Origin of the sequence: Rhodoferax saidenbachensis (assembly GCF_031457975.1) — a bacterium.
Classification (GTDB): Bacteria; Pseudomonadota; Gammaproteobacteria; order Burkholderiales; family Burkholderiaceae_C; genus Allorhodoferax; species Allorhodoferax saidenbachensis_A.
Window position 1 is genome coordinate 36,360 of the sequence record NZ_JAVDXO010000007.1, and the last position, 20,773, is coordinate 57,132.

General features: G+C 61.4%; 19 protein-coding genes. 8 read left to right on the forward strand and 11 right to left on the reverse strand.

Annotation, left to right across the window (positions count from 1 at the left end):
• The first annotated feature begins 75 nt into the window (after positions 1-75).
• Positions 76-1,023, forward strand: a complete 948-nt coding sequence (locus J2X15_RS14670) for a serine/threonine protein kinase (protein ID WP_310344078.1) — start codon at positions 76-78, stop codon at positions 1,021-1,023.
• A gap of 3 nt (positions 1,024-1,026) precedes the next feature.
• Positions 1,027-2,181: a hypothetical protein gene (locus J2X15_RS14675; protein WP_310344080.1), complete on the forward strand. Its 1,155-nt coding sequence runs from the start codon at positions 1,027-1,029 to the stop codon at positions 2,179-2,181.
• Here the strand turns inward: J2X15_RS14675 and J2X15_RS14680 are convergent.
• Positions 2,178-2,864, reverse strand: a complete 687-nt coding sequence (locus J2X15_RS14680) for a hypothetical protein (RefSeq protein WP_310344082.1) — start codon at positions 2,862-2,864, stop codon at positions 2,178-2,180. The two genes, J2X15_RS14675 and J2X15_RS14680, sit on opposite strands and share 4 nt — an antisense overlap.
• 32 nt (positions 2,865-2,896) lie before the next feature.
• Positions 2,897-4,708 (reverse strand): glutamine--tRNA ligase/YqeY domain fusion protein, encoded by a 1,812-nt coding sequence (locus tag J2X15_RS14685; protein ID WP_310344083.1) that lies wholly within the window; start codon positions 4,706-4,708, stop codon positions 2,897-2,899.
• A gap of 93 nt (positions 4,709-4,801) precedes the next feature.
• Between J2X15_RS14685 and J2X15_RS14690 the strand changes: the two genes are divergently transcribed.
• The gene (locus J2X15_RS14690) at positions 4,802-5,725 is read left to right on the forward strand and encodes a GGDEF domain-containing protein (RefSeq protein ID WP_310344085.1); all 924 of its coding nucleotides are present in this window, start codon (positions 4,802-4,804) and stop codon (positions 5,723-5,725) included.
• Positions 5,726-5,731: 6 nt separating this feature from the next.
• Here J2X15_RS14690 and J2X15_RS14695 read toward each other — a convergent pair whose 3' ends face one another.
• Positions 5,732-6,694 (reverse strand): glutaminase, encoded by a 963-nt coding sequence (locus J2X15_RS14695; protein WP_310344087.1) that lies wholly within the window; start codon positions 6,692-6,694, stop codon positions 5,732-5,734.
• A 60-nt stretch (positions 6,695-6,754) separates the two neighbouring features.
• Here J2X15_RS14695 and J2X15_RS14700 point away from each other — a divergent pair, with 60 nt between their 5' ends.
• A complete protein-coding gene (locus J2X15_RS14700) occupies positions 6,755-7,882 on the forward strand; it encodes a DUF2157 domain-containing protein (protein WP_310344088.1) in 1,128 nt (375 codons plus the stop codon).
• 86 nt (positions 7,883-7,968) lie between these two features.
• Here J2X15_RS14700 and J2X15_RS14705 read toward each other — a convergent pair whose 3' ends face one another.
• The 7 genes from J2X15_RS14705 to J2X15_RS14735 all read right to left on the reverse strand — a co-directional run bounded on the left by J2X15_RS14705 (position 7,969) and on the right by J2X15_RS14735 (position 13,987).
• Positions 7,969-9,105 (reverse strand): branched-chain amino acid ABC transporter substrate-binding protein, encoded by a 1,137-nt coding sequence (locus tag J2X15_RS14705; protein WP_310344089.1) that lies wholly within the window; start codon positions 9,103-9,105, stop codon positions 7,969-7,971.
• A 217-nt stretch (positions 9,106-9,322) separates the two neighbouring features.
• Positions 9,323-9,913 (reverse strand): hypothetical protein, encoded by a 591-nt coding sequence (locus J2X15_RS14710; RefSeq protein WP_310344090.1) that lies wholly within the window; start codon positions 9,911-9,913, stop codon positions 9,323-9,325.
• A 27-nt stretch (positions 9,914-9,940) separates the two neighbouring features.
• Entirely contained in the window at positions 9,941-11,101 is a 1,161-nt protein-coding gene (locus tag J2X15_RS14715; protein WP_310344091.1) for a branched-chain amino acid ABC transporter substrate-binding protein, read from the reverse strand.
• Positions 11,102-11,240: 139 nt separating this feature from the next.
• Positions 11,241-12,068, reverse strand: coding sequence for a LytR/AlgR family response regulator transcription factor (locus J2X15_RS14720; RefSeq protein WP_310344092.1), 828 nt, complete (start codon positions 12,066-12,068; stop codon positions 11,241-11,243).
• Positions 12,065-13,126 carry a sensor histidine kinase gene (locus tag J2X15_RS14725; protein ID WP_310344093.1) on the reverse strand — a complete coding sequence of 354 codons (1,062 nt, stop codon included), beginning with the start codon at positions 13,124-13,126 and terminating at the stop codon, positions 12,065-12,067. Before J2X15_RS14725 ends, J2X15_RS14720 begins: the two co-directional genes overlap by 4 nt.
• A 7-nt stretch (positions 13,127-13,133) precedes the next feature.
• Positions 13,134-13,430, reverse strand: coding sequence for a 2TM domain-containing protein (locus tag J2X15_RS14730; protein ID WP_310344095.1), 297 nt, complete (start codon positions 13,428-13,430; stop codon positions 13,134-13,136).
• A gap of 32 nt (positions 13,431-13,462) precedes the next feature.
• Positions 13,463-13,987, reverse strand: coding sequence for a DUF6622 family protein (locus tag J2X15_RS14735; protein ID WP_310344097.1), 525 nt, complete (start codon positions 13,985-13,987; stop codon positions 13,463-13,465).
• A 160-nt stretch (positions 13,988-14,147) separates the two neighbouring features.
• Here J2X15_RS14735 and J2X15_RS14740 point away from each other — a divergent pair, with 160 nt between their 5' ends.
• The 4 genes from J2X15_RS14740 to J2X15_RS14755 all read left to right on the forward strand — a co-directional run bounded on the left by J2X15_RS14740 (position 14,148) and on the right by J2X15_RS14755 (position 18,637).
• Entirely contained in the window at positions 14,148-15,764 is a 1,617-nt protein-coding gene (locus tag J2X15_RS14740) for an efflux RND transporter periplasmic adaptor subunit (protein ID WP_310344099.1), read from the forward strand.
• A gap of 10 nt (positions 15,765-15,774) precedes the next feature.
• Positions 15,775-16,503, forward strand: coding sequence for an ABC transporter ATP-binding protein (locus J2X15_RS14745; protein WP_310344101.1), 729 nt, complete (start codon positions 15,775-15,777; stop codon positions 16,501-16,503).
• Positions 16,500-17,735 (forward strand): ABC transporter permease, encoded by a 1,236-nt coding sequence (locus J2X15_RS14750; protein WP_310344102.1) that lies wholly within the window; start codon positions 16,500-16,502, stop codon positions 17,733-17,735. Before J2X15_RS14745 ends, J2X15_RS14750 begins: the two co-directional genes overlap by 4 nt.
• Positions 17,736-17,803: 68 nt before the next feature.
• A complete protein-coding gene (locus J2X15_RS14755; protein ID WP_310344104.1) occupies positions 17,804-18,637 on the forward strand; it encodes an undecaprenyl-diphosphate phosphatase in 834 nt (277 codons plus the stop codon).
• 426 nt (positions 18,638-19,063) lie between these two features.
• Here the strand turns inward: J2X15_RS14755 and J2X15_RS14760 are convergent, their stop codons facing one another.
• Positions 19,064-20,770 carry a putative bifunctional diguanylate cyclase/phosphodiesterase gene (locus J2X15_RS14760; RefSeq protein ID WP_310344106.1) on the reverse strand — a complete coding sequence of 569 codons (1,707 nt, stop codon included), beginning with the start codon at positions 20,768-20,770 and terminating at the stop codon, positions 19,064-19,066.
• Between the last annotated feature and the right edge of the window lie 3 nt (positions 20,771-20,773).

Consider the following 20,773-nt stretch of genomic DNA (forward strand, 5'->3'; position numbering starts at 1 on the left):
ACCGCGCTCGAATGGTTTCGTGATATTGGTATCGCGAGGTAGACTGGCGTAATAAAAATGTAAGGGGAGGTCAAGATGCCATCTGATTCGGCGGAGCTGCGTGCAGAGTTGCAGGCCTGTATTCCATCCATTGTTATAGATGGAGTGGCAAAGGAGTCTGGGCAACGAGTTGTCTACTTCTCACATTTCGAAGATCGTCAGATCCCAAATGAATTGATCCTTGACAAGGATTCTCTTTACCTCAAGGGTTGGGAGACTTGGGGGAAGGTAGTAGTCAAAGTCGTATCTGGCGCAGGAACAGTCGCTCTGACCAGGTTGCAAGCAGAAGCAAACTTGCTAGCCGAACTTCAGTCACCTCAATTTCCTCGGCTTTTGTACTCAAATTACTTTACCGAGAATCCCGTCACCGATGAAGCGTTGCCTGAAGGGCTGTATGTAAGCGTTGAAGAGTTTGTCGAGTCGGTCCCCCTTTCTGACAAGTTGCATGACTATGTGGCCAAGCCAGTAGAAGTTTTCAACATCGCGAAGAGTGTGGTTTGCGGTCTGCGTCCGCTTTGGGAGCACAAACGCAAGCTTGTCCATCGTGACGTGAAGCCAGACAACCTTCTGCTGACTTCTAAGCAAGAGATCGTAATCATTGATTTTGGAATTGTTCGCGAAACGGGTGCTGCTGGAATAACCCAAGAGGGGTGGGGAAAAGCGCCAATTTCGATTGACTATGCTGCACCAGAACACATCGCCAATGACAAGGACTTGGTGAGTTTCAAAACGGATGTGTTTTCACTTGGCGTCTTGATGTACCAACTGATTTCTGGAACGCATCCTTTTCGAACTCGTCATGGAATGGACATGATGGAAATTATTGAGGCGACTGAGAAGAATGTCCCTCCTTCACTTTTTAAATTGGGTTTTGCCAATCAAAGGCAGTCCGACCTAGTTGAAAGAATGATGGAGAAGAAGCCGTATCTGCGCCCTAGAACGGTCGATCTCTTGATACAAGAATTAAGTCACGTGGAGGAATAGAAGATGAAGATATCTGTGCACCATCAAGTCGGTCATAACGCAACATGGAATGTTGAGTCCTTTGAAAAGGATGATTGTGGCGATGGCCTTATTTTGAGTCCCGTACATCAGGCGCCAGCGAGCATTGAAAAACTGTCTGCATCGGTGCGAACAGCCTCCATTTTCGACCCGCAGTTCTATGTCCCAAGTTCACAGAAACCCAAGCTACTTCAATATGATTTCTTTCCAGAAAAGATAGTGGAGGGCGGGTTTGCAACGACTACATTTGAAGCAAACGTAAAGGACTCCGCGCAGAAATGCGTGGATTTCCAAATGGAGATGGGGTTTAGGCGGATTACCGTGCCCACTCGATTTTTAGATCAGATGTACAGTAACTATGTGGATCGACAGAAGGCGTTTTGCGTTGATGCCTTCATGGATTTGATTGATTCGAGTGAAGAAATTTGCCTGAGTTTGGCTGTTACTTCTGCAATGTTGGGAGATGAGGGCTTCCGTACCAAGTTGTTGAGTTGGATAACCAGCTATTCAAACGTGAAAGAGTTGTATCTCATCTACTCTAGTCCGCGTGATACGAAGCAGATTCACGACGCAGATTTTTTAGTTGCGTGCCACCGCTTGGGGCAAGAAATGAATGGCATTGGATTGGAGTTGACTTGGGGGCACCAAAACACTGAGGCGATTCTGTCTACCGCTCAGGGGGAGGTCGGTATATCCATCGGCAGCTTTGAGAACACGAGGATTTTCACTACAGACAAATTTATTGTCACCGATGAAGATAGAAGAGGGCCTAAAGCGCGAGTCTTTTTGAAAGGCTTACTCAATTGGGTTCAATTTGAGCAGGCCAAGGAAATTCGACAGAAGCTACCTAGAGTTTGGGCTGATATTTACGAATCCACCAGCTATGCAGAAGCCGCCTTTTCGCAGGTGTTGGAGCCCACCTTCAACCAGCCTCCACTGTATAAGCACTACTTTTTGAATATGTCCAATGAGGCCGAATTGATATCAAAAATTGATATTGATTCAAGAAAAAAATACTTGCGAGAACGAATTGAGAGAGCTCAAGCCGCGTATGCCCAAATTGGCAAAGTCATTCAATTGGAACGACATGGGCAAGGAACTCACCTTGAGTCTTGGCTCAAGGCGGTCGATGCGTTTTAAGTCTGCACTAAGTCTCGTGCGAGCAAGGCTTGAGTCCGCCAAGCCAAGGCGCTATTGGACCATGGTCGATTCACCGCTGGTACGTGAACGAAGAGTTTTCCACCTGTGGTGAAAGAGGCTAATCCCACGCCATAGGTCTGAAATTGCTCTTTGTGTCTGAGAGCAGATGACGACGTTCCATGGTCAATTAGTACCCAAGATTCATTTGCGAATTGAATGTACCTATAGGCTTGAACCAACGCTCTACGCCAATCCCGGAGCTTCGCCTCGATGGCGACTACTTGTTTGAATGGCGGAATAGCAATGGGGGAAATTTGAAAACCCGGCATTGCGTTGCTGCCTTTTTTGATTCGACCTATATCTGATAACTCTAAAAAAATACGACGTGTCGAATTCAGAGATGCACCTGTAGTCTGCGAGAGCGCCGCCAGCGTATCAATTCTTTTTGCAGTTGCTTCAGAAAGTAAAGGGGCCAGACGCGGATTGATGCAAGCCAAAGACGCGATATCTTTGGCCTTCCGCTTTTCAGGCAATGAATACAAAAGCAAATCTGGTATCCCAAAGCCGCCTTCGTATTCACGCAGCACTTCAAATTTGCTCTTCCGCGTTCTGTTCAGGAATAGAACGAAGTCGTTGACAAGAGATTCTTCAGTACGAAACCGAAGTGGTTTGCTGTTCGGCATGACCGCTATAGAGCAAGAGTTTTACAGAGCGGTCACTTCCCCCAAGAATCCTTCAACCCCACCGCCAAGTTAAACACCGGCTTGGAACCCGTGACATGGTCCACCCGATCCGCCACAAAGTACCCATGCCGTTCAAACTGAAACTTCTGGTCTGGCGCAGCATTGGCCAGTGACGGTTCAACAATCGCGGTCACCACTTTCAGGCTGTTGGGGTTCAGGCTCTCGATAAAGTCTTTGCCGCCCGCGTCGGGCTGCGCATCCAAAAACAAGCGGTCGTACATGCGGACTTCGGCGTTCACGCCGTTGGCCACGCCGACCCAGGTGATCGCGGCTTTCACCTTCACCAAGTCGCTGCCGGGCGTGCCGCTCTTGGTGTCGGGCACCACGGTGGCCAGCACTTCGGTGATGACGCCATTCGCATCCTTGGTGCAGCCGGTGCATTCGATCACATAGCCACCCTTCAGGCGCACCTTGTTGCCAGGGAACAGGCGCTTGTAGCCCTTGGGGGGCACTTCTTCAAAGTCTTCGCGCTCGATCCACACCTCTTTGCCGATGGTGAAGTGGCGTGTGGGCGATTCCACACCCTCGGGCGGGTGGGGCAGGGCGGGTTGGGTGCAGGGCTCCAGGTGGCCGGCGCCCATGACTTCGTCCCAGTTGGTCAGCACCAGTTTCACAGGGTTGATGACGGCCATGCCGCGGTGGGCCTTGGCTTCCAGGTCTTCGCGCAGGCAGCCTTCCAGCGTGCTGTAGTCGATCCAGCTGTCGCTCTTGGTCACGCCAATGCGCTCGGCAAACAGTTGCACGCTCTCGGGCGTGTAGCCGCGGCGGCGTAGGCCGACGATGGTTGGCATGCGCGGGTCGTCCCAGCCGCTCACCTTGTGGTCGTACACCAGTTGCGCCAGCTTGCGCTTGCTGGTGATCACATAGGTCAGGTTCAGGCGGGCAAACTCATACTGGCGCGGTGCGGGCGCAGCCAGCAGGCCGCCTTCGCTCAGGCGCTCCAGCAGCCAGTCGTAAAACGGGCGTTGGTCTTCAAATTCCAGCGTGCACAGGCTATGGGTGATTTGCTCCAGCGCGTCTTCAATGGGGTGCGCGTAGGTGTACATGGGGTAGATGCACCAGGTGTCGCCCGTGTTGTGGTGCGTGGCGCGGCGGATGCGGTAGATGGCCGGGTCGCGCATGTTGATGTTGGGGCTGGCCATGTCGATCTTGGCGCGCAGCACCATGCTGCCGTCTTCATGCTTGCCATCGCGCATCTCGCGGAAGATGCGCAGGTTCTCCTCAGGCGTGCGGCTGCGGAAGGGGCTGTCCACACCGGGCTTGCCAAAGTCGCCGCGGTTCACGCGCATCTGCTCTACGGTTTGCTCGTCCACATAGGCGTAGCCGGCTTCGATCAAATATTCCGCTGCGCGGTACATAAAGCCAAAGTAGTCGCTGGCCTGGTAGGCGGGGGCGTCGGGCGCGCCGTTCCAGTCAAAGCCGAGCCATTTCACCGCGTCGATGATGGAGTTGACGTATTCGGTGTCTTCCTTCTCGGGGTTGGTGTCGTCAAAGCGCAGGTGGCACACACCGCCGTAGTCGCGCGCCAGGCCAAAGTTGATGCAGATGCTCTTGGCGTGGCCGATGTGCAGGTAGCCATTGGGCTCGGGCGGAAAGCGGGTGCGGATCTTGGCGGGGTCGGGCTGGCCAGCGGCGTGGTGGGCGGCGTCGCCAGGGGAGCCAGCCCAGCGGCGGGCGGCGTAGGTGCCGTTAATCAGGTCGTTTTCGATGATCTGGCGCAAAAAGTTGCTGACTTTGGGCGTTTCGGGGGGGTTGGCAGGGGATGCAGGGGTATTGGCGCTCATAAGAACGATTCTAGACGCCACGTATATTTGCCCTGCGCCACATACACTTGGGCGCAACAGTTTCTCTGCACTTTCTTTTTCAAACACCTGTCCATGGCTTCGCCCCCTGTTGTGTCCAACGCCCTCGTCCAGCACATGGCGCGGTTGCATAAACAGTCGCCGTTGTTTGTGGCGCTGTTTGACGCGACGGACACCACGCGATACGCCAACCCGGCGTTTCTCAGCATTTTTGGGTTATCCACCTACGCCGGGCTAACTTGGTCCGACCTGATGCGCCACAGTTACATGTCGGGTGTAGGCGCCGCCATCAAAACGGATGACTTCGAGGCCTGGCTCACCTCCACCCGTTCGCGCCGGGGCAAGTTGCCGTTTCGCGCGTTCGAGACCGACCTGACCGATGGCCGCTGGATCTACATCACGGAGACGGTGGACGAGCAGGGGTGGGTGTTGCACGTGGCGTTTGACATTTCGGCCATGCGCACCAGCGAGCGTGCGCTTCGGCAGGCGCGCGATGGGGCGCTGCGGGCGGCGCAGACCGATGCGCTCACCGGCATCAGCAACCGCGCGCACATCCTGCAGCAGTTGGATCAGCGGCTGGAACAGCTGCGTACTTCGGGGCAGACCTGCGGCGTGGTGATACTGGACCTGGACCACTTCAAGTGCGTGAACGACACCCACGGCCACCACGCGGGCGATCTGGTGCTGACGCACTTTGCCCGGCTGGTAGCCGGCACGCTGCGCCGCGAAGACGGCTTTGGCCGCCTGGGGGGAGAGGAGTTCATGCTGTTGTTCCCCAACATCGAGGCGGCGGCGCTCACGCTGACCGTGAGCCGGGTGCTGGAACTGGTGCGCGCCGCCGCGCCGCTGTCGGATGTGCCAGACTTTAGCTACACCTGCTCGGCTGGCGTGGCCATGCTGAAGGCGGAGCTGGACGCGAAAGCAAACATCTGCAATGCGGACCGCGCAGCCTACGCGGCCAAGGCCAATGGCCGTGACCGGCTGGAGTGGGCGGCCTGAAGGTTGTCAGGCCTGGCCGTGGTTCCAGCCGGTGCGTAGCACCAGTTGCTCCAGGGCAAACGCGCCCAGCACCGAGTTGCCTTTGGCGTCCAGCTCGGGTGCCCACACGGCCACGGTGCCTATGCCTGGCGCAATGGCCACAATACCGCCGCCCACCCCGGTTTTGACCGGCAGGCCTATGCGGTAGGCAAAGTCGCCCGCGGCGTCGTAGGCGCCGCAGGTCAGCATCAGGGCGTTCACGCGGCGGGCGTCGTCGGCAGCCAGAAACTGTTCGTCGGGGCTGCCATCGCGGCGCAGGTCGCGGCCGTTGTTGGCCAGGAACATGGTGGCCTGGGCCAGCTGGGCGCAGCTCATTTCGGTGGCGCACTGGCGGCAGTAGTTGTCCAGCACCAGCTCGGGGTCGTTCACAAAGTTGCCGTAGCTTTTCATGAAATAGGCCATGGCCATGTTGCGGTGCGCGGTGTCGCGCTCGGACCTGGCGATGCGCGCGTTCCAGCTCAGTTCGGGGTCGTCGGTCAGGCGGCGCAGGGCGCCTAACAGCGCGTAGTCCAGGTGGGCGTAGCGGGTGGTCAAGATGTCGGTGATGACCAGGGCGCCCGCGTTGATGAACGGGTTGCGTGGAATGCCTTTTTCAGTCTCCAACTGCACCATGGAGTTGAACGCTGCGCCTGACGGCTCGCGCCCTACGCGCTGCCAGAGTTCATCGCCCACGCTTTTCAGCGCCAGCACAAAGGCAAACAGCTTGGTGATGCTTTGCAGCGAGAAAGAAGTGTGCGCATCGCCCACGCTGAAGGTGCTGCCATCTACCAGCGCCACCGCGATGCCAAACTGCCGTGGCGGCACCTCGGCCAGCGCGGGGATGTAGCTGGCCACCCGGCCCTGGCCGAACAGGGCCTGGGCGTCGGTGTGGATCTGGTCCAGGATGGCGGGCAGGGCAGAGGCGCTTGCCGCAGGCATAAGGTTTTGCATGGGCGGATTCTAGGAGGCTGGCTGTGGTACATATGCGCAAAACCACAGCAGGTATGCACCATGCACATCAAAGACTTCACCGACACCACCAATCTGGTAGTCGAGCTGCGTTACCAAGACCTGCGGGACGCGGAGCGCGATGGCCTGCTGACCAAAACCCAGGCCGACACCCTGTGGCGGCGCTGGAGCCGCGACGCCATGACCACCCACAGCACCCAGCCGCTGGAGCGCACCGCCGCGCCGGCAGCGGGCCCGGCGTTTGGCTTTGTGAATGTGCTGTATTACTTTGGCGGTCTGGTGGCCATAGGCGCCATGAGCCTGTTCATGACGCTGGGCTTTCAGGCGGTGGGGCCGGTGGCGCTGCTGGCCATTGGAGTGGCGTACCTGATTGCCTGCCTGAAGGTGGCCGACTACTTCAAGGCACGCGGCCTGCGCGTGCCTGCTGGGCTGCTGGCCACGCTGGCGGTGTGTCTGGTGTCGCTGGTGGCGTGGAGCGCGCAGAGTGTGGCTGGGCTGTGGCCGCCGGGCGGGCCAGATTCGTTCTCCAGCTACCACACGCGCATTGACTGGCGCTGGCTCACGCTCGAATTTGTCACGCTGGCCGCGGGCGTGGTGATGCTGTGGCGCTACCGCCTGCCTTTCATGGTGATGCCGCTGGCGGTGACGCTCTGGTACATGAGCATGGACGTGGCCAATGCGCTGCTGATGGACCATGGTTGGGAATGGGAGTTCACGCGCGATGTGTCGCTGGTGTTTGGTATAGGCACCGTGGCGCTGGCGCTGTGGGTGGATGTGCGCAGCCGCCTGTCCCGCACGGCCGAGTGGCGGCAGGACTTTGCATTCTGGCTCTACATCTTTGGCACCACCATGTTCTGGAGCGGCCTGAGCCTGAGCGATTCGGGCTCGCCGTGGGGCAAGGTGATTTACGCGCTGATCAACGTGGTGATGGTGCTGCTGGGTGCGGCCATAGGGCGACGCGTGTTCACGGTGTTTGGTGCGCTGGGCGTGGCGTTGTACCTGGGCTACCTGTCGCACCAGGTGTTCCGCGACAGCCTGCTGTTTCCGCTGGCGCTCACGCTGTTGGGCTTGGGGGTGGTGGCGCTGGGCGTGTGGTGGCAGCGGCACGAGGTGGCCATTGCCGCGCGGCTGGCGCGCTATGTGCCGGCGGGCTTGCAGCCACGCAACTAAAAACAAGCGGGCATAAAAAAAGCGCACTGCAGGCAGTGCGCTTTTTTGTTTCAAGGCAACTTGCGTTGCCCAGAGACTTGCGGTGATTAACGGATCACGGCCAGGTCGGTCAGCTTGCCGCCCTTGACGGTCTTCAGAGTCAAAGCGCCGTTCAGGATGTCGCCTTTGGCATCAAAGGAGATGTTGCCTGTCACGCCCTTGAAGTCTTTGGTAGCTGCCAACACGGGCAGGTACTTGGCGGGGTCAGAAGAACCGGCCTTGACCATGGCAGCAACCATGACCTTCACGCCGTCGTACACGTAGGGTGCGTACACTTGAACTTCAGAGCCGAACTTGGCCTTGAACTTGGTCTTGAAGGCTTCCATGCCGACCTTTTGTTGACCTTCCACGCCACCGGCTTCAGCACAGTAGACTTGGTTGTCAGCAATCGCGTCGCCACCCAGCTTCACCAGTTCGGTGGAGCAGATGCCGTCGCCACCCATGAACTTGGCGTTGATGCCCAGGGACTTCATTTGACGCAGCATGGGGCCGGCAACGGCGTCCATACCGCCGAAGAACACGACGTCAGCTTTCTTGCCCTTGATGGTGGTCAGGATAGCGGAGAAGTCAGTGGCCTTGTCGGTCGTGAATTCCTTGGCAACCACAGTGCCGCCGGCGGCTTCAACAGCCTTGGCAAACTCTTGTGCCACGCCTTGGCCGTACGCAGTACGGTCGTCGATCACGGCGATGGCTTTGCCCTTCAGTTCTTTCACAGCGTACTTGCCCAGTGTGCCACCCAGTTGGGTGTCATCAGCCACCAGACGGAAGGCTGTCTTGAAGCCTTGGCGGGTGTACTTGGGGTTGGTAGCGGAGGGGGAGATTTGGGGGATACCGGCTTCGGAGTAGATGCTGGATGCGGGGATGGTGGTACCGGAGTTCAGGTGACCGATCACGCCAGCAACCTTGGCATCAGCCAGCTTTTGAGCAACTGCAGTGCCTTGCTTGGGATCAGCAGCGTCATCTTCAGTCATCAGCTTGATGGTGACTTTTTTGCCGCCAATGGTCACGCCTGCAGCGTTGAGTTCTTCCACGGCCAGGATGGCGCCGTTTTCGTTGTCCTTACCCAAGTGGGCAATCGCACCGCTGGTAGGACCAACGTGGGCAATGGTGACAACCGCGTTTTGAGCGAATGCCAGACCAGTAGACAAAGCGATAGCTGCGGCTGCAACGATTTTCAACTTCATAGAAACTCCAAATTAAAAAAGTGTGAATAAATTTCTCACCGGGGCGAACATTAGCGCAAGTCTTATGCCATGGGCATAAGGCTTTCACTGATACGAGCCTACTATTCAAATCTCTAATGAGACATGAATTACATTACTCCCAGAAACGGGAATCGCGCCTGGGCAGGCGTCTTGATTTGGTGCTTCTCCTTCTTATGTGCACGCGCGTAGTGCGCGCTTATTCGAGCAATGTTTGGGCAAAGGCGTTGATGGTGTCCACGTCCGGCTGCAGGGCCGTGAATGGAAAACCCTCATGGATCAGGGTGGCGCGCAGGCCGCGGTCTACGTGGCGGGCCTGCTCTTCATCCTGAAAACGGCCGGTGTGCACGTACTTCTTCTCGCCGCGCTCCACCAGGATGTTGATGTTGTTGTGCTGCTTGTACCACTCCAGAATCTGCGCCCGCGTTTTGGCGATGTCGCAGATGTTCTCGGGGTAGTGTTCGTTGTAGTACAGCACCTGGGGCAATGAACACTCGGTGATCAGGTACTGCACCTGCCCGTCCAGCAGGTTCAGCATCTCGTATTGGCGCTGGGCGATGAAGTACTGGTTTTTCAGCACCTCAAAGTTTTGCTGCCAGACCAGCGACTTGGCGTAGTCGGGGATGGTCTCCACCGTCTTGTGATGCAGGTTCAGGAACAGGATGATGGCGGAGGAGAACAACGACTTGTCGCTACCCGGCCCGCCGATGATGTTGATCACCTTGGTGGGGTACAGGCGCATCTTGCTCTCTGGCAAGGTGTTGGGCACTGTGGTGTAGCGAATCGTCATGCCGTGTGTCTCCTCGGGGCAGAGGGCTTACCAGGAATCCGAGCGCATCTGGGATTCCCACAGCCCGCCACCGGCACTGTACACCCCAATCACGCCATAGCGCTGCTCGCCCTGGGCATCCCATTTCATGGAGCCGGTCACCGGTGCGTAGCCGTCGATCTTGCGCAGCGCGGCTACGATGTCCTTGGGCTTGGCCGATTCGGCACGGCGGATGGCCGATGCCAGCACGTACATGGCGTCGTAGGTGTAGTGGCCGGCGTAGGCGGGTTCGATCTTGTACTTGGCGCGGTACTTGTCCAAGAAGGCGCCACCGGCGGTGAATTCACGCGCTTCCAGGCTGGGGGAGGTGGCATAGAGCCCGCTGACGATGCCGGTGCCCTTGAGCATCAGCGTGGTCTTGATCGTGTCGCCGCCCAGCACCTTGATGTCGGTGTAGCTGATGGCTTTGAGCGCTTCGAGCAGCGCCAGCACCTGGAAGTCGTTCAGGGTGGAGACAACGATTTCCACGCCCGCGCTCTTGATCTTTGCGGCGGTTTCTTCGAATTTGGTGGTCTTGTCGTCAAACGACTGCTGCAGCACGATCTCTTTTTTGGCGGCTTTGAGCTGCACGCCTGCACCGGCGGCCAGGTCTTTGCCGTAGGGCGTGCCGTCGTCCAGCAGCGCCACTTTGGTGCCCCTGAACTGCGAGGCCGAGTAGCTGCCAATGGCCTTGGCCTGCAAATTGTCGTTGCCAACCAGGCGGAAGGTGGTGTCAAAGCCCAGTTGCGTGAATTTGGGGTTGGTGCAAATGCAGAGTTCGGCAATGCTCTTGGCTGCGTAGATGGGGGCAGCGGCAATGCTCACGCCCGAGTTCAGGTGGCCAATCACGGCCACCACACCGGCGTCCACCAATTGCTGGGCCACTTCTTTGCCGGTGTCGGCGTTGGCGCGGTCGTCCACGGCCACCACTTCAAAGGTCACGGACTTGCCCTTGACCTTGTAGCCTTCCTTGTTGATTTCTTCCACGGCCATGTTCACACCGTTGAGCAAATCCTGGCCCAAAGCGGCCAGGTTGCCGGTGAGGGGCTGTGCCACTCCAATTTTGATGACCGAGGGGGTCGAGTCGCAGCCCTGCAACAGGGCCGAGGTGAGAACTGCAGACAAGGCCAGCAGGCGCACAGCGCTGCGGCGAGAGAGATTCAGTTGCATATGAGGGGTTCCTGTTAGGACAAGGGGCCGATTGTAGGGAGCAAGCCTAAGCAACCGATATGCCAAGTCCCCGTGGTTTACCCGTAGCGGCGCATGTTCATTCGCTTCAAGTCCATGCGCAATTTGCATGGATCGACGCCTACATCGCTTTGAAGCGATGGGCGTAGAGCCGGCTGACGGCGAGTTTTTCGCCTCTGCGGTGCAAGGTCAAGGCCAGGCGGCCCGCCTCGTCGCGGGTGACGGTGTCGATGGCCTGCGCCCGCACCACGGTGCCGCGGTGGATTTGCCAGAACACCTGCTCGTCCAGCTGCGGCATCAGCTCCTTGAGCGGGGTGCGCAGCAGGTATTCATGGTTGGCGGTGAGTACGCGCAGGTACTTGTCGGCGGCCTCAATGAACACCACCTCGTCCAGCGGCACCATGCGGATGCTGCTGCCCACGCTGGCTTGCAGCACACGCAGCGGTGTGGCTGTTACTGGGGCGTTGGCCGCAGCCTCGCGCACCAGCAAGCCGCGCAACTGGGCCAGAGTGACATCCAGATTCGCTTCTGAATTGATAGCGGCTGGCGCAGGCTTGGCGAGGGCTAGCTGCAGTTTTGACACTGTTTTCTGCAGGCGGGCGGCCTGCACGGGTTTGAGTACATAGTCCACCGCCTGGGCTTCAAACGCCTGCACCGCGTACTGGTCATAGGCGGTGACAAACACCAGCGCGGGGAAGGGCTTGGCACTGGCGTCTATCGGCCAGGCATCGGCGAGTTCGGCGGCTGCCTCCAGGCCACTTTGGCCCGGCATGCGGATGTCAAAGAACAGCACGTCGGGTTGCAGCGCCAGTGCGGCTTCCACCGCCGACACGCCATCGCCGACTGTCTTGAGCACCTGCAGTGCGGGCCAGGCACGCGCCAGCTCGGCCTGCAGGGCCTGGGCCAGCAGCGGCTCGTCTTCTGCAATCAGCGCGCTGGGCTGGCTCATGCTTGGATGGGAAAAGTGATGCGAACCCGCGTACCCCCTGTGGGAACAGCTATCAATTTCATAGTGCCCAGGGTGTCAAAGGTGGTGAGCAAGCGGTCGCGCACCTGCTGCAGGCCAAAGCCGTGGCCGGGCCGGGACTGCAGCACTTCGGGGGCGCCCATTCCGGTGTCGGTCACCTCCAGGCACAGCAGGCCGCCCTCTTGCGCGGCGCGGATGGCGATGCTGCCGCCTTCCACCTTGGGCTCCAGCCCGTGCTGGATGCTGTTTTCCACCAGCGGCTGCAACAGCAGCGGTGGCACGGGCTGGGTGCGTAGCGCCTCGGGCAGGTCCAGCGTGAACTGCAGGCGCGGCCCCATGCGAATCTTCATGAGCTCCAGGTAGTCCTGCAGACGGGCAAACTCATCGGCCAGGGTGTGCTGTCCGTCTTGTCCGCTGGCGCGCGACGCGCTGAGCGTGGCCCGCAGGTAGGCAATCATGTGGTCCAGCATGGTTTGGGCACGCACGGGGTCTACGCCAATCAGGGCGCGCAGGTTGGCCAGCGTGTTGAACAGCATGTGTGGATCCAGCTGCGTTTCCAGCAGCTTGAGTCGGGCCTCGGCCGCCAGGTGGCGCGCCTCGGTCATCTTGCGCTCCAGGTAGGCGCTGTTGTTCAAGGTGTAGAAGTAGTAGGTGCCGGCAACGCCCGCGGTGAACGTGATGAGTATCTTGTTGCGCAGGTTCCCGGCGCCATCGGGCACGGGGTAGCCCGCGTACCAGCCAAAGGTGCGGCACAGGGTGTCGGCCAGCAGGTTGCCCAGAAAGTAGCCCGCCACGATGCCGCCGCCCATGAGCAGAAAACCCGGTGCGCCCAGGGGCCAGCCGGTCTCGTCTGCCGATGGGAAAAGGTGCCGCCCTAAGTCGATGATGGCCCAGATGAAGGTGCCTATGGCCAGCGAATACGCCATCAGCGGCACATAGGGCTTTTCGGGCTGAAAGGCGTATTGCAGCGTGGCAACTGCGAGGCTGAAGGCCCAGGTCTGCAGCAGGTGCTGCAGCTTGTTGATCCAGTCCAGGCGCATGGCGGTGTTAGCGCCCGCTTTGGGAGCGCTCGATGCGCTCGCGCTCGCGCTGCACCATGCGTTCGCGCAGGCTGCTGCCGCGGCCCAGCACAAACACCGAGATGCCGTGCAACACCAGCCCCACGCCCCAACCCAACAGTGGGCCCAGTGACCACGGCCGCGTGCCAAACGCGTACTGCGACATGGAGAAGATCAGCAAGTTAACCAGCACATACACCGTGGCGTGGATGTACCAGCCCAGCTTGGCGCCCGCGCGCTTGCGCGCCAGGCGGTCTATCTCTTCAGAGCTCAGGGGGGTGGGCATAGTGGGCCGCATTCTAGAGGGTGTGGCCTGGATCACGCAGTGGCGGGCTGGCCGTGCCAGGCCGCGTCAGCGGCGGCGGCCAGGCGCCACAGGCGCAGGGCCCGGCCGATCAGCACGCCGCTGGAGAGGCCGTAGACGGCGCTCACCACCAGGGCAACCGTGGTGCTGTGCAGCAGGCCGGGGTTGATGGCGTTGGTGATGCCCACGGCGTACTTGGTGCAGAAGATGGTCATCATCAGTGCCAGAGGGGCCCAGGTGCCGGGCAGGGTGAAGGTCTGGCTGGCCAGGTCAAAGCGGGTGCCGGGGGCGACGGGGCGGCGCAGCACCAGGTAGGTGGTGGCGGCAGCAGCCTTGGCCCAGATCAGCAGGGCCAGGGGTTGGTCGCCAAATACGGAGACCGTGCCATACAGGGACAGCACCACCAGGGCCAGCGGCATCAGGGTGATGCGGCGCAGGGAGGCGGTTTGGGTCAGGGTCTGGCGCAGGCCCAGCCAGGCCAGTGCGACCAGGAGAAACCAAACCCAGGTGGGGGTGCCGGAGAAGATGCTGTGTGCCATGGTGTGTTCCCTTTCAACGCGGTGGGTGGTGAATCAAGACAGGAGCGACTGTGCCGATGACCCCCGGCCGCGCCCAGCGGTTTGCGACGAAATGCGGTTTGTGCGGCGCGAAATGCAGCCACGTGGCGTGGCCGTCACCGCAGCTTCCTAGAATCGGGGCATGAAAAGACAACTGATAGCAACGGGCGCTGTGTTGGCGGTTGCCCTGGCGGGTGGCGGCTGGTGGTGGGTGCAGCAGGGCAATGCCAGCAAGGTGGAGTACCGCACCGCACCGATCGCACGCGGCAGCCTGCAGGCCACGGTGGCGGCCAGCGGCGCGGTCAGCCCGGTGTCGCAGGTCAGTGTGGGCACCCAGGTCAGCGGCCAGATCCGTGACCTGTTGGTGGACTTCAACACCGAGGTGAAGGCTGGCCAGTTGCTGGCCCAGATCGACCCTGAGACCTTTGAATACCGCGTGCGCAGCGCCCAGGCCGATGTGGACGCCTCGCGCGCCGCGGTATTGACTGCCCAGGCCAATGCACTGGCCGCGCAGACCCAGGTGTCGCGTGCGCAGGTGGACCTGGACGAGGCCCGGCGTGACTACGAGCGCAAGCAAAGCCTGGTGGAAAAGCAGTTCATCACCCAGAGCGAGGCCGACAAGGCGCGCGCCCTGGTCAACACCAGCACCGAGGCGCTGAAGGCGGTGCAGGCCCAGGTGGGCGTGGCCCAAGCGCAGGTGAAGACCGCGCAGGCCAATGTGGCACAGCGTGACGCCGCGCTGGCCCAGGCCCGCATTGACCTGGCGCGCACGCGCATCACTTCGCCCGTGAACGGCATCGTCATCAAGCGCGCCATCGAGCGCGGCCAGACCGTGGCCAGCAGCCTGCAGGCGCCCGAGCTGTTTGTGATCGCGCAAAACCTGTCGGACATGCAGGTGGAAGCCGCGATTGACGAGAGCGATGTGGGCCGGCTGAAGACTGGGCAGAAGGCCAGCTTCACGGTGGACGCCTTCCCCGGCCAGACCTTCGAGGGCGAAATCCGCCAGGTCCGCAAGGCCGCCACCAATGTGGCCAATGTGGTGACCTATGTGGCCATCGTCGGGTTTTCGAATGTGGGCGGCAAGCTGCTGCCTGGCATGACGGCCAATGTGCGTGTGGTGACCGACCAGCGCGAGAGCGTGCTGAAGGTACCCAACGCCGCGCTGCGTATGCGCATTGCCGGGGTGGAGGCACCCACGGCGCCGCAGGGTGCGGCGTCGGCTCCTGCGGTTAGCGCCAGTGCACCGGCGGTGGCAGAAGGCGCTACCGGTGGCCGGCCCGCAGGCGGTGGCGGCCCGGGCACCGAGTTCCGCAACCGGCTGGTGGCCGAGCTCAAGCTCAGCGAGGAACAGACCACGCGCGTAGACGCCATCTACACCGAGACCCGGCCCAAGTTTGGCGCCCTGCGCGACCTGCCCGCCGAAGAGCGCCCCAAGGCGCGCGACCGTTTGATGGCTGACGTCCGCGCCCGCATTGGCGAGGTGCTGACGCCGGAGCAGAAGACCCGCTACGGCGCCCTGGTGGCCGAGAGCGCAGGCCGTACCTCCACACGCGGCAGGGTCTACGTGCTGGACGAGCAGGGCCTGCCCAAGGCGCTGAACGTGCGCCTGGGCGTGTCGGACGGCAGCAGCACCGAGCTGCTGCTGCTGGGCCCCAACGCGGCGAACGGCGATCTGAAAGAAGGCGCCGAGGTCATCATTGGCATCAAGGTACAGGCCGCAGCTGGCGCAAAGGCCCCCGGCCCGCGCCCTCCGTTTTGAGGCACGGCGCATGACCACTGCCACCGCGCTGATTGCCGCGCGCGACCTGACCAAGACCTACACCATGGGCGACCAGACGGTGCACGCGCTGCACGGCGTGTCGCTGGAGATTGCCGAAGGCGAGATGGTGGCCATCATGGGTGCCTCGGGCTCGGGCAAGTCCACGCTGATGAACATCCTGGGTTGCCTGGACCAGCCCAGCACCGGCACCTACCACCTGGCGGGCGAGGCGGTGCAGGCCATGACGGCCGACGCGCTCGCCAGCATCCGCAACCGGCGCATCGGGTTTGTGTTCCAGCAGTTCAACCTGCTGCCGCGCACCAGCGCGCTGGAAAACGTGGAGCTGCCCATGGTCTACGCGGGTGTGCCCGCCGCCCTGCGCCATGCGCGCGCCCGTGCCGCGCTGGAGCGTGTGGGGCTGGGTCAACGCACCGGGCACACACCGGCCGAGCTGTCGGGCGGGCAGCAGCAGCGCGTGGCCATTGCGCGGGCGCTGGTGAACAACCCGCAGTTGATATTGGCCGACGAGCCAACGGGTGCGCTCGATTCGCACACCAGCGAAGACATCATGCAGCTGTTGACCGACCTGAACCGCCAGGGCATGACCGTGGTGCTGGTCACGCACGAGGCCGACATTGCCGCCTGGGCGCGGCGTCGGCTGGTGTTCAAGGATGGGTTGATGGTGGAAGACGTGCAACAGCCCGCACACGCCCAAGCGGTGGAGGCCAAGCCGCTATGAACCTGTTTGCTGCTTTGCGCAGCGCGCTGCGTTCGCTGTCTGCCAATACCTTGCGCAGCATCCTCACCATGCTGGGCATCATCATTGGCGTGGCCGCCGTCATCACCATGGTGGCGGTGGGCCAGGGCGCGACCAACCGCGTGCAGGAGCAGATGAAGGGCCTGGGCTCCAACATCATGCTGGTGCTGCCCGGCGGTGTGTCGCAGGCCGGCGTGCGCTTGGGGGCACAAACCCGCCAGCGCCTGACTGAAGAAGACGCGCTGGCCATTGCGCTGGAGATTCCTGAAGTGCAGGTGGCAGCGCCCACGTCGCGCACCAGCGGGCAGCTGGTGTTTGGCAACAGCAACTGGGGCAGCAGCATCGTCGGCGTGAACAACGACTACCTGGAAGCGCGCGACTGGCCACTGGCCAGTGGGCGTCTGTTTGATGCGGCCGAGCTGTCGGGCTCGGCCAAGGTGGCCTGGATTGGCGCCACGGTAGCGCGCGAGCTGTTTGGCGAACAGGACCCGGTGGAGCAGGTGATGCGGGTGCGCAATATCCCCATTACCGTGATTGGCGTGCTGGCACCCAAGGGCCAGAACTCCATGGGGCAGGACCAGGACGATGTGGTGATGATCCCGCTGGGCACGCTGCGCAACCGCATCTGGGGCGGCGATGCCACCAGCCGCCTGAAGCGTGTGGGCGCCATCAGCGTGAAGGTGCACGAAGGGCAGGACATGAAGCCGGTGGAGGACAGCATCAAAGACCTGCTGCGCCAGCGTTTCAAGGTGCAAGAGGGTGGCGACGATCCCTTTGTGGTGCGCAACCTGACCGAGATCTTGCAGGCGCAGGAAGAGTCCAGCCGCGTGATGACGCTGCTGCTGGCAGCGGTGGCGGGCATCAGCCTCGTTATTGGTGGCATCGGCATCATGAACATCATGCTGGTGAGCGTGACCGAGCGCACGCGCGAGATCGGCCTGCGCATGGCGGTGGGCGCGCGCGGGCGCGACATCCTAGCGCAGTTCTTGATAGAAGCGGTAACGCTCAGCGTGCTGGGCGGTGCGATTGGCGTGGCACTGGGTGCTGCGTCCACCTGGGGCGTGGGGCGGTTTGCCGGGTGGCAGGTGTCGCTGAGCCTGTGGGCGGTGCTGCTGGCGGTGGGCTTCTCGGGGTTTGTGGGCGTGTTCTTTGGCTACTACCCCGCAAGGCGCGCTTCCAAACTGTTACCTATTCAGGCACTGCGCTATGAATAAGTGAGCTGCTGGCGCAGATAATACGAGGGCTAGAGGCCTATTTTGTTGTTAAACCGGGAGAGAGCGTTTTGGACATTGCATTGCTGATCAAGGCCGCCATCATGGGCGTGGTCGAGGGGCTGACGGAGTTTTTGCCGATTTCGAGCACGGGGCATTTGATCCTGGCGGGCTCGCTGCTGGGCTTTGACGACGACAAGGCCAAAGTGTTTGATATCGCCATCCAGACCGGCGCCATCTTTGCCGTCATCCTGGTCTACTGGCAAAAAATCCGTGACACGCTGGTGGCCCTGCCCAACCAGAAGCAGGCGCAGCGTTTTGCGCTCAATGTTCTCATCGGCTTTCTGCCTGCCGTGGTGCTGGGGCTGTTGTTTGGCAAGGCCATCAAGGAGCATCTGTTCACCCCCGCCGTGGTGGCGACCACCTTCATCGTGGGCGGTTTCATCATCCTCTGGGCCGAGAAACGCCAAGCGGCCGGCGGCACGGCGGTGCGCGTGTACAGCGTGGACGACATGAGCGCGCTGGACGCGCTGAAGGTGGGCCTGGTGCAGTGCCTGGCCATGGTGCCCGGCACCAGCCGCAGCGGCGCCACCATCATCGGCGGCATGCTGCTGGGCCTGTCGCGCAAGGCGGCCACCGATTTTTCGTTCTTCCTGGCCATTCCCACCCTCATTGGCGCGGGCGTCTACAGCTTGTACAAAGAGCGTGCGCTGCTGGCGGTTAGCGATATGCCGCTGTTCGTCGTGGGCCTGGTGTTCTCGTTCATCAGCGCCTGGCTGTGCGTGCGCTGGCTGTTGAAATTCATCTCCACCCACAGCTTTGTGGGCTTTGCGTATTACCGCATCGTGTTTGGGGTGGTGGTGCTGGTCACCGCGTGGACCGGCTGGGTGACCTGGGCGGCCTGACGGGTTGCTTTTTTGCGTCTACCGCTTTTTTAACACCCACTCCCCCAGCCCCTCGCCCCGTCGGCGAGGGGAGCCTTTAACAGTCGATTTTGCTACCCGCTTCGGCTACGGTGCAACGCCAGAACGGTTGCCAACGGGTGGGTGCGCCACGGCCCGTGCCAACGGTTGTGGCGACTGCCAACACATTGGCGCGGAGCCGCTGGCGGGCGCAGCCGCCAGTCGTGCCGAACAGATATCTCCGAAGTCCCACAACCGCAGCCCAGGGCCGTAGAGCGAACGAACGGTGGCCACCTCACCCCAGTAGCCACGTCATCGGCGCGCAACCACCAAATATGGCTGTTAAAGGCTCCCCTCGCCGACGGGGCGAGGGGCTGGGGGAGTGGGTGTTAAAAAGAAGCGGGCGTTAAAAAGAAGTGGGTGTCAAAACTACCCCCGGTACCCCGCAAAACACTTCACCGCCTCGTCCGCCGGCACCGGTTTGCTGAACAGGTAGCCCTGAAATTCCTCGCACTGCAGGCCGCGCAAAAACTCCAGCTGCTCCACAGTTTCCACGCCTTCCGCAATCACGGTCATGCCAAAGCTGTGCGCCATGGCCACGATGGCGCGGGTGATGGCGGCGTCCCCCGGGTCTTGGGTGATGTTGCGCACAAAGGCCTGGTCGATCTTCAGCGCGTCCAGCGGGTACTGCTTGAGGTAGGCCAAGCTGGAGTAGCCGGTGCCAAAGTCGTCCATGGCCAGCTTCACGCCCAGTGCCTTGCAGGCGTGCAGCGTGCTCAGGGTGGAGGCCACGCTCTGCAATGCCATGCTTTCGGTCACTTCCAGCTCCAGCACTTCGGGCGGCAGGCCGGTGTCTTGCAGCACCTGGGCTACGAGCTTGGGCAGATCCTTGGCGGCAAACTGGCGCGCCGACAAATTCACCGCCATCCGAAAACCGCTGTGGCCTTGGGCCAGCCACTGCGCGGCCTGTGTGGCCGCGGTGTGCATCACCCAGTGGCCGATTTGCACAATGATGCCGCTCTGCTCGGCCACGGGGATGAACTCGGCCGGAGAGATCCAGCCCAGCGTGGGGTGCTGCCAGCGCAGCAGCGCCTCAAAGCCCACCACGGCGCCGGTGGCAATGCGGATCTGCGGCTGGTAGTACACCTGCAGCGCACCCAGGCCCATGGCGTGGTGCAGTTCGTTGTGGATCTGCAAGCTGCGTGCGGCCTGGCGGTTCATGGCGGCGTCAAAGTACAGGTAGGTGCCTGGGCCGTTGGGCTTGGCGTGGTGCAGGGCCGATTCGGCGTTGAGCAGCAGCGCGTGCGCGCTGTCGGATTGGCCAGGGTACAGGCTGGCACCCGCGCAGGCTGTGAGGTACAGCGTGTGGCCACTCACCTGGTAGGGCAGGGCCAGGCGGCGCAGCAGTTCGGTGGCGCGCTGGTCCAGCGCGGCCTCGTCGGCCATGCCACCCATGCACAGCGCAAACTGGTCGCCACCGATGCGGCCCACGCCGTCGTGCACCGTGGGCTGGGGCCATTCGGCGCAATACTGGTTCAGGCGTTTGCCGACTTCGCGCAGCACCATATCGCCCACACCGGTGCCCAGCGATTCGTTGATTTTTGCAAATCCATCCAACCCCAGGCACAGCAGGGCCACGCTGCTCTGGTGCTCTAACGCGGCGGTCAGCTGCTGCTCAAACAGGTCACGCCCAGGCAGGGCCGTGAGCGTGTCGATCTGCATGGCCTGGCGGGTTTCGGTCTGCAGGCGCTGGGCTGCTTCCTCCAGGCTGCTGCTGCGCTGCAGCCTGGCCTGCACGGCCTCCAGCAGCTCGTCGCGGCGGCAGGGCTTGGTCAGGTAGTCGTCGGCACCGATGTTCATGCCGGCACGCACATCGGCGCGGTCAGCTTTTGCCGTCAGCATGATGATGGGGATGGTGGCGGTGCGGGCGTCTTCGCGCAGCGCCCGCACCAGGCCAAAGCCGTCCATCTCGGGCATCATCACGTCGGTTAGCACCAGGTCGGGCCGGTTGACCTGGGCTTGGGCATACGCGTCGGCACCATTGCGCGCGGCCATCACCTCGTAGCCCTCCAGCTCCAGCATCCACTGCAGGTTTTCGCGCAGCGAGGGTTCGTCTTCGGCGATCAGGATTTTCATGGG

Bases quoted from the DNA above. Each gene is read 5' to 3' on its own strand.
- J2X15_RS14740 (WP_310344099.1), top strand. From the start codon at position 14,148: ATGAAAAGACAACTGATAGCAACGGGCGCTGTGTTGGCGGTTGCCCTG.
- J2X15_RS14745 (WP_310344101.1), top strand. From the start codon at position 15,775: ATGACCACTGCCACCGCGCTGATTGCCGCGCGCGACCTGACCAAGACC.
- J2X15_RS14750 (WP_310344102.1), top strand. From the start codon at position 16,500: ATGAACCTGTTTGCTGCTTTGCGCAGCGCGCTGCGTTCGCTGTCTGCC.
- J2X15_RS14700 (WP_310344088.1), top strand. From the start codon at position 6,755: ATGCACATCAAAGACTTCACCGACACCACCAATCTGGTAGTCGAGCTG.
- J2X15_RS14725 (WP_310344093.1), bottom strand. From the start codon at position 13,126: ATGCGCCTGGACTGGATCAACAAGCTGCAGCACCTGCTGCAGACCTGG.
- J2X15_RS14705 (WP_310344089.1), bottom strand. From the start codon at position 9,105: ATGAAGTTGAAAATCGTTGCAGCCGCAGCTATCGCTTTGTCTACTGGT.
- J2X15_RS14690 (WP_310344085.1), top strand. From the start codon at position 4,802: ATGGCTTCGCCCCCTGTTGTGTCCAACGCCCTCGTCCAGCACATGGCG.
- J2X15_RS14760 (WP_310344106.1), bottom strand. From the start codon at position 20,770: ATGAAAATCCTGATCGCCGAAGACGAACCCTCGCTGCGCGAAAACCTG.
- J2X15_RS14730 (WP_310344095.1), bottom strand. From the start codon at position 13,430: ATGCCCACCCCCCTGAGCTCTGAAGAGATAGACCGCCTGGCGCGCAAG.
- J2X15_RS14695 (WP_310344087.1), bottom strand. From the start codon at position 6,694: ATGCAAAACCTTATGCCTGCGGCAAGCGCCTCTGCCCTGCCCGCCATC.
- J2X15_RS14680 (WP_310344082.1), bottom strand. From the start codon at position 2,864: ATGCCGAACAGCAAACCACTTCGGTTTCGTACTGAAGAATCTCTTGTC.
- J2X15_RS14710 (WP_310344090.1), bottom strand. From the start codon at position 9,913: ATGACGATTCGCTACACCACAGTGCCCAACACCTTGCCAGAGAGCAAG.
- J2X15_RS14720 (WP_310344092.1), bottom strand. From the start codon at position 12,068: ATGAGCCAGCCCAGCGCGCTGATTGCAGAAGACGAGCCGCTGCTGGCC.
- J2X15_RS14670 (WP_310344078.1), top strand. From the start codon at position 76: ATGCCATCTGATTCGGCGGAGCTGCGTGCAGAGTTGCAGGCCTGTATT.
- J2X15_RS14735 (WP_310344097.1), bottom strand. From the start codon at position 13,987: ATGGCACACAGCATCTTCTCCGGCACCCCCACCTGGGTTTGGTTTCTC.
- J2X15_RS14685 (WP_310344083.1), bottom strand. From the start codon at position 4,708: ATGAGCGCCAATACCCCTGCATCCCCTGCCAACCCCCCCGAAACGCCC.
- J2X15_RS14715 (WP_310344091.1), bottom strand. From the start codon at position 11,101: ATGCAACTGAATCTCTCTCGCCGCAGCGCTGTGCGCCTGCTGGCCTTG.
- J2X15_RS14675 (WP_310344080.1), top strand. From the start codon at position 1,027: ATGAAGATATCTGTGCACCATCAAGTCGGTCATAACGCAACATGGAAT.